4 protein-coding genes and 1 pseudogene are annotated in these 7,790 nt (G+C 47.0%); 4 read left to right on the forward strand and 1 reads right to left on the reverse strand.

Annotation, left to right across the window (positions count from 1 at the left end):
- Positions 1-55: 55 nt before the first annotated feature.
- Entirely contained in the window at positions 56-1,966 is a 1,911-nt protein-coding gene (gene proS, locus QUB64_RS04380; protein WP_333269564.1) for a proline--tRNA ligase, read from the reverse strand.
- On the opposite strand from proS, the gene QUB64_RS04385 reads away from it, so the two are divergent.
- From QUB64_RS04385 to QUB64_RS04400, 4 genes and pseudogenes are all read left to right on the forward strand, one after another.
- Positions 1,966-2,367, forward strand: a complete 402-nt coding sequence (locus tag QUB64_RS04385) for a hypothetical protein (RefSeq protein ID WP_333269563.1) — start codon at positions 1,966-1,968, stop codon at positions 2,365-2,367. The genes proS and QUB64_RS04385 overlap by 1 nt on opposite strands.
- Positions 2,368-2,419: 52 nt before the next feature.
- Entirely contained in the window at positions 2,420-3,349 is a 930-nt protein-coding gene (locus QUB64_RS04390) for a hypothetical protein (RefSeq protein ID WP_333269562.1), read from the forward strand.
- A 56-nt stretch (positions 3,350-3,405) separates the two neighbouring features.
- Positions 3,406-3,810, forward strand: a pseudogene (locus QUB64_RS04395) (hypothetical protein); the annotation flags it as partial.
- Between the two features lie 443 nt (positions 3,811-4,253).
- Entirely contained in the window at positions 4,254-7,385 is a 3,132-nt protein-coding gene (locus QUB64_RS04400; RefSeq protein ID WP_333269561.1) for an MFS transporter, read from the forward strand.
- The last annotated feature ends 405 nt before the right edge of the window (positions 7,386-7,790 follow it).

Raw genomic sequence — 7,790 nt, forward strand, 5'->3', positions numbered from 1 at the left:
GCGCACCTTGCTAGCCTCAATGTAGGTGCAGCAAGCACCTTACCGTTACAAAAACTTATTTGATGGCGGCATCAATCCACTGTTTTAAAGTAGAATTGACTTCCTCAATCAGAATTTCATGGGATTTGTGAGTTGCTCTTTCCACAACTTCAACTTTCCCTGATTTCACCGAACGACCCGGAATAATGCGATAGGGAATGCCGATTAAATCGGCATCTTTAAATTTAACTCCGGCTCGTTCGGATCGGTCATCTAGTAAGGTTTCAATTCCGGATTGGTTGAGTTCATTGTAGAGTTTTTCGGCGACTTCTACTTGTTGGGCGTCGGAAATATTGGGGATGCTAATGATGGCGTGATACGGGGCGATCGCCACTGGCCAGATTATTCCGTCTTTGTCGTAGGATTGTTCTACGGCAGATTGAGCCAACCGCGACACGCCGACGCCGTAGCAGCCCATGATAAAGGGCATTTCTTCGCCTTGTTCGTTGGTGTAGGTGGCGCCCATGGCTTGCGAGTATTTGGTGCCTAATTGGAAGATGTGGCCAACTTCGATGCCTCTGGCGGTTTGCAAGGTTTGTTCGGGATTGTGCACCGCCCGATCGCCCGCAACGGCCGTTCTAACGCCCACAACCGTTGCTGGTAGGGGAAATTCTTGATTCCAATTAGCGCCGACCACGTGGTATCCTGACTCGTTAGAACCAGTGACAAAGTTTGTTAGATCGACGGCAGTGCGATCGACCAAACGCAAAAACTTAGGAGATACCCCCCCTTGCCCCCCCTTACCAAGGGGGGGATTTGAGTCTTGTTGCCCCCCCTTACCAAGGGGGGGATTTGAGTCTTGTTGCCCCCCCTTACCAAGGGGGGGTTGGGGGGGGTTCCCAGCGATATAATCATCAGCAACATCCGGAGCCATATAACCCAGAGGCAAAGATTTAGCCGCCCATTTTCTTTGAGCTTCCGCATCAGGAACCGTCAAAAATAAAACAGTTTTAGCTTGATAATTACCCGCTAATTTTGTTAATTCATTCAACAACTTGACCTGATTCACATCTTGGTCGCCGCGAATGCTTACCAACACCAAGACAGTCGTGCCATTATCATAAACAGCCTGATAAAGCACATTTTTGACAACTTGCGTCGGAGAACATTTCAAAAAATTGCAAAGTTTATCAATTGTTTCAGTTCCCGGCGTTTCCCGCTTTTCAAAACTTGCAAAAGGCGAAGGTTCCGCATCAGCAGGCATCGAGACAGCCTTTTCCACATTAGCAGCATACTGACCGTCTTCAGTATAGAGAACTTCATCCTCCCCCGCTTCTGCCAGCACCATAAACTCTTGAGAACCAGAGCCGCCAATGGCACCAGAATCAGCATCTACTGCTCGAAATTCCAAGCCCGATCGGCGCAGCATATTGCTGTAAGCTTGAGCCATATCCTGATAAGTTTTCTTCAGGCTTTCTTCGCTCGTGTGAAAAGAATAGCCATCTTTCATAATAAATTCGCGACCGCGCATCAACCCAAAACGCGGGCGAATTTCATCACGAAACTTAGTTTGAATTTGATAGAGATGTACGGGTAATTGCCGATAGGAACGAATCATATCCTTAGCAATTGTAGTAATTACCTCTTCGTGAGTTGGGCCCAGTCCCAACTCAGTATCGCGACGGTCTGTGAGAGAAAACATGATACCTTCAGCTTGAGTGTAAGTATCCCAGCGACCGGATTCCCGCCACAAATCAGCAGGTTGCAGTTGCGGGAGGAGGCATTCTTGAGCGCCGGTAGCATCCATTTCTTCCCGCACAATTTGAGATACTTTTTTGAGAACTCGCCACATCAAAGGGAGATAAGCGTAAATGCCGCTACCGATGCGCCGGATGTACCCAGCGCGGAGTAATAGTTTGTGGCTGGGAATTTCTGCTTCTGCTGGGTCTTCCCGCAGGGTGACGAAAAGCATTTGAGAGAGTCGCATTGGCTGATTTCCTTAAAATACCGGATGATTGTCATCTCAGATTAAGTTCTGATATTATCAGAACTCAGCCTGATTTGATTCAATATATGAATAAAAGTTTGCAAAACTACCAAAAAGGTATGGCAGCATTTGATAATTGTCACAATCCTACTCTGCAATCTCAGTGGGTAGCCTTAAAAGATGAAATCGGAGAATTTGTTCTAGAACCTAACTTGAGCGAAATTTGGGATGTTCTTCATGCTGCTGGTCGATTGGTTTACAAAATAATCAAAATTCCTGTACATTTGGTAGCCTATCCTACTGTCCGCAAACACGGTCAACGTTTCGAGGAGTATGGCTGTATTCGCAGTCGGCGGAACTGCGCTGGTAAATGCTGCAAACAGTTGACTATTGAGAGTTGATAATTGACAGTTAATAGCGAGGTTTATAAACAGTTGATAGCGGATAAGTCTCATGACAAGATTCATTCACGACCAATTTGCCAAACAGTATCTCAAAGAACTATTAACCCCTCTCGGCAATGTCGAAACCAGCCGCGACATTGCTGGAGAAGTGAGACAGATTGACGTTTTATTTGCCCCGAAAGCGGAACCTGATGTCGAACCCACAGCCCTGGGCATTCTGGGTCAAATTGCAGCAAAACCCGCTGTACTTGAACCATTCCGCAGTCCAGTGCAGACGGGAGAAATTCGCAGTTGTCTGGGAAAACTCTTTGATGTCCACGCGGAATATGAACGAGTCGCAACTAGAGATAATACTCGAATTGCAGAGGCAGACTTGCCCCAACTGTGGATACTGTCGCCGACGGTTTCTGACGCGATGCTAGCGGGATTTGGGGCGACTCCTGAACCTGAAAATTGGGTAAATGGAGTTTATTTTTTGAATCCGTCTCTAAGATCAGCGATCGTTGCGATTCACCAACTCCCCCGCACTCCCGAAACGCTGTGGCTGAGGGTTTTGGGGAAGGGAAACGTGCAAAAGCAAGCTATTGCTGAATTGAGAGAATTACCCTCTGATAATTTCTTTCAGTTAAGCGCGTTAGAATTGTTGTACAACTTGCGAACGATTTTAGAAGTCCGCCAAGACATAGATCGAGAAGATCGGGAGTTAATTATGGAACTGTCACCCCTCTATTTGCAACGACTTGAAGATGCAACTCAGCGAGGTATCCAGCGAGGTATCCAGGAAGGTATCCAGCGCAGTCAACGCCTGATGGTTGAGAGTATGCTACAAGTGAAATTTGGCGAGATTGATGAAGAATTAGCCCAGATAATCGAGCCTTTGATTCAATTAGAAACGCTCGATCGCACGCGGCTGATTATGCAGCTCGATCGCCCGGAATTACTGGCTCGTTTTCAGCCACAAAATCAAACGGATTCCTAACGAGAGAGCGCACTTTACTATATGTAAGGTGCGCTGTCTCGTACTTTGTTACTATTGATAATTTATTTCAGTTGAGCGCGTTAGAATTGTTGTACAACTTGCGAAGGATTTTAGAAGTCCGCCAAGACACAGATCGAGAAGATCGGGAGTTAATTATGGAACTGTCACCCCTCTATTTGCAACGACTTGATGATGCAACTCAGCGAGGTATCCAGCAAGGTATCCAAGAAGGTATCCAAGAAGGTCTTCAGCGAGGTATCCAAGAAGGTATCCAGCGCAGTCAACGCCTGATAGTTGAGAGTATGTTACAAGTCAAATTTGGCGATATTGATGAAGAATTAGCCAAAATAATCGAGCCTTTGATTCAATTAGAAACCCTCGATCGCACGCGGCTGATTATGCAGCTAGAGCGATCGGAATTACTAGCTCGTTTTCGGCCGGAAAATCAAACGGAATCCTAACTAGGTAGCGCACTCTACTATATGCAGGGTGCGCCACATCACACTTGACTAATATCAGACATCGATGTGAAAAGGCTGTCAATCGCAGGTAAGATACCTGCGCCACAAGTTTTGGGAGATTTCTATCGATCGTAATTGGTAGCGCGATCGCCCCCGCTTCAAACTTGCCTTTTTTGGGCGAACTCTGCTGCTATCACTCACAAAAAAGCTGATTTCTGACTTTAGAGGGATTTATTCTTCAGCTTCAAGGGCCATAATCAGCAGTAAGGATGACATAACTAGAGAACTGATTTACTACTCATCCGGATTGCACGAATCAAGGCTTCTGTAAGATAAAGCCTGACCAAACAAACCACCATCTAAAAAGTCCCAAATCCCCTACTTAAAAGTTAGGGGCAGATTTCAATATGCCTAATTCGGCATCAAACTTTAGGAGGTAATTTATGTTTGAAAGCGAGTTATTCATGTCGCTGTACAGTCCCAAATTCAATATTGCTCAAATGCCAATAGAAATAGATGTCCCGTTTGACCACCCCGAGATCGGAGGGCTGATGTTTTTGAGCCCTCAGTTTTTCGTGGCATTAATCGCCGGAGTCATCATGGCTTTTGGCTTCCAATTCCTGTTAACAAATTTCTCGATCGCCGCCAAAATATCCAACTGGGACGAGGCTTTACCCGACGATGACGATGATCAGTCCGAAACTTTAGGCACTAAAGTTCGCAAGATCGAAGGCTTAGTCGGCGGTTGGATTTTAGTCACAGTTAACATAGCTTTATTTTTAGCTTGTTTTCTGGCGGTCAAACTAACTTCAATTGCCTCGGTAGACGGTGCGGCAATTATTGGTGTGGTCATTTGGTCGGCGTACTTTTTAACGCTGGTATGGCTCGGTTCTAGCGCCGTCGGTTCGATGATTGGTTCCTTGATTAAAACTGCATTTTCCGGCATTCAAGGCGTCATGGGGACTGCTGGTTCAGCGATCGGTGGCAAGATGGCCAGCGATCAAATGGTCAATACTGTAGAAGCCTCTGTGGCTGCTGTGCGCCGCGAGTTGGGTTCGGCTGTAGACCCGGATAGCATTCGCGAAACAATCCAAGATTATGTCGGTTCTTTGCAGTTACCGAAGTTGGATGTTAAGGAAATTCGCGGTCAATTTGAAAAGTTGCTGGGCGATGCTGATATCAAATCTCTGGCTGGAAGTGATGTTCTGAAGAATGTTAACCGCCAGACTTTTGTGGATTTAATTAGCAGCCGCTCGGATTTTTCTAAGGAGGAAATCAATCAAGTTGCGGACCAACTCGAAGGCGTTTGGCAGCAAACTTTCGGCAAGCAGCAAGGCAAGAAAGACCCTAATTTAGAGTTGGTTGATTTTCTTAAGTTTGCGGCTCCCGACTTGTTGAAATCTGACGAACTCAACGCCAAGCTGTCTCAAATTCTGGAAACTCGGGAAAATAAATCGACATCCAGCAGCAGCAGCATGAAGCGAGCGATGCAGATGGGTGTGGAAGCTCTAGTCGGCACTGTTTTGTCGCGGACTGATTTGTCGGATTTGGATGTGGAAAAAATCTCTGGTCAGTTGCAGCAACTAACAGAAAAAGGCAAGGAAACAGCTAAATCAGTGGCTTCTAAGGTGGGCGAAAAAGTGCCTGCACTGCCTTTCAATACCGCTAAGGCTGATGTGGAAAATTACTTGCTGAATGCTCAACCTTGGCATCTCAACCGAGAAACTATCAAGCAAGAATTTCGGGATGTTATTTACGACGCAGAAGCTTCTCCGGGAGCAGTTTTGCGCCAGTTAGATCAGTTGAATCCCGAGTATTTTGCAGGGATTTTGGGCCGCCGCGAAGGGTTCAGTCAGGAACAGGTGGCGGAAATTGCCGAACAGCTTGAAAGCGTGCGTCAAGAAGTTTTGGGAATTGTGCAAGCTGCTGCTGGTGATGAACAATCTCAAGATTTGCGCAGCCGGATTGAGAATTATTTGCGATCGACCGGCAAGGAAGAATTGAATCCTGAAGGTATCGAGAAGGACTTCCAAGCGCTGTTGGAAGATCGCGAGGCTGGTTTCGAGGCTTTGCGCGATCGCCTGTCACAATTCGATCGCGATACTTTGGTACAGTTGCTCGGCCAGCGCCAGGATTTCAGCCCCGAGGAAGCCGATCAGTTAATCGGACGCCTCGAAAGTTCGCGCGATCGCGTAATTTCCAAAGCTCAAGAATTGCAAGAGCAAGCGAAATCGAAAGCGCAAGAAGTGCGCCAAAAGGTAGAAGAGTATCTCCGCAATACTAATAAGGAAGAACTCAATCCTGAAGCGCTCGAGCGCGAGTTTCAAACTCTGTTAGGCGACCCACAAGCGGGATTTAAAGCTCTGAAAGAACGCTTGTCTCAATTCGATCGCGATACGCTGGTACAACTGCTGTCGCAGCGCCAAGACCTCAGCGAAGAACAGGTAAATCGGGCGATCGACAAAATCGAATCGGTGCGCGACAACATTATTCACGCGCCGCAAATTGTTGCAGATAAAGCTAAGCAGCAGTACGAGGAAGTTACTGCCAAAATTGGCGAGTACCTGCGGAATACCAACCTGGAAGAACTCGATCCTGAAGGCATCAATCGGGATTTGACCAAATTGTTTGAAAATCCGAAAGAAGGTGCCTTGGCGCTGCGGGAAAGACTCTCTCAGGTCGATCGCGAAACCTTGGTCAAGCTGCTTTCCCAGCGGGAAGATTTGAGCGAAGAACAGATCGAGCGGACGATCGATCGCGTGCAAGATTCGATTCGCAGCATCGTGAAATCGCCCCGCCGCTTGGCATCTCGCGCTCAAAAAACTGTCAAGGATTTCCAAGGAAGTTTGGAAAATTACTTGCGGAATACCGACAAGGAAGAGCTCAATCCAGACGGTATCAAGCGCGATTTGCAGTTGCTGTTTAGCGAACCGGGTACGGGGATGCAAAGTTTGGGCGATCGCCTGAAGCACTTCGATCGCGGTACGCTGGTAGCATTGCTGTCGCAGCGGGAAGACATCTCGGAAGAAGAAGCGAACCAAATTGCCGATCGTATTGAATCTGTCCGCAACGAAGTTGTCGAACAAATTCAAATGGTGCAAGACAAGTTCCAGTCAACAATTGACGGGATTTTCGGTAAAATCCGGGATTACCTCAATTCGCTCGATCGGCCCGAGCTCAACTACGAAGGAATCAAGCGCGACTTCCGCAAAGTATTTGACGATCCGCAGGCCGGATTTGACGCCATTAAACAGCGTTTAGGTGAGTTCGATCGCGGTACTTTAGTAGCCCTGCTGAGCTCTCGCTCCGATATTTCCGAGACAGACGCTCACCGAATTGTTGACCAAATGGAAGGAGCCAGAGACAGCGTTTTATTACGCTCGGAACGCCTGCAAACAGAAGCCAAAAAACGCATTAAAGACATCCGGAAAAAGACCAAGCAGCAAGCAGAAGATGCGCGCGAAGCCGCCGCAACCGCTGCTTGGTGGTTGTTCGGTACGGCTCTAACTTCTGTAGTTGTTTCCGCTTTGGCTGGAGCAATAGCAGTCGGCGGTATTTCGGGTTTGTTTAGCTAGAATTGTCCACAAGTTTCAATTAAATTTCTCCTGATTCTAGGCTGGCTGTATGCCGGCCTATTTTCTTGGGCATCCTCTTATGTTCCTTCCAACAGCAAAACAAGGTTGGTAGTGAGGACTTTAGTCCGCAAAAATTCAGAAGGACTAAAGTCCTCACTACGAACCTTAATTACCAGGTTTGTAGTGAGGAATGCGAGTCCGCCAAAATTAAGAAGGACTAAAGTCCTCACTACGAACCTGGATTAGCAGTAAGGTTTGTAGTGAGGAATGCGAGTCCGCCAAAATTAAGAAGGACTAAAGTCCTCACTACGAACCTGGATTAGCAATAAGGTTTGTAGTGAGGAATGCGAGTCCGCCAAAATTAAGAAGGACTAAAGTCCTCACTACGAACCTGGATTAGCAGTA

Origin of the sequence: Microcoleus sp. Aus8_D2, assembly GCF_036702665.1 — a bacterium.
Lineage (GTDB): Bacteria > Cyanobacteriota > Cyanobacteriia > Cyanobacteriales > Microcoleaceae > Microcoleus.

Excerpts from the sequence above, each read along its gene's own strand:
- proS (WP_333269564.1), bottom strand. The coding sequence starts at position 1,966 with ATGCGACTCTCTCAAATGCTTTTCGTCACCCTGCGGGAAGACCCAGCA.
- QUB64_RS04390 (WP_333269562.1), top strand. The coding sequence starts at position 2,420 with ATGACAAGATTCATTCACGACCAATTTGCCAAACAGTATCTCAAAGAA.
- QUB64_RS04400 (WP_333269561.1), top strand. The coding sequence starts at position 4,254 with ATGTTTGAAAGCGAGTTATTCATGTCGCTGTACAGTCCCAAATTCAAT.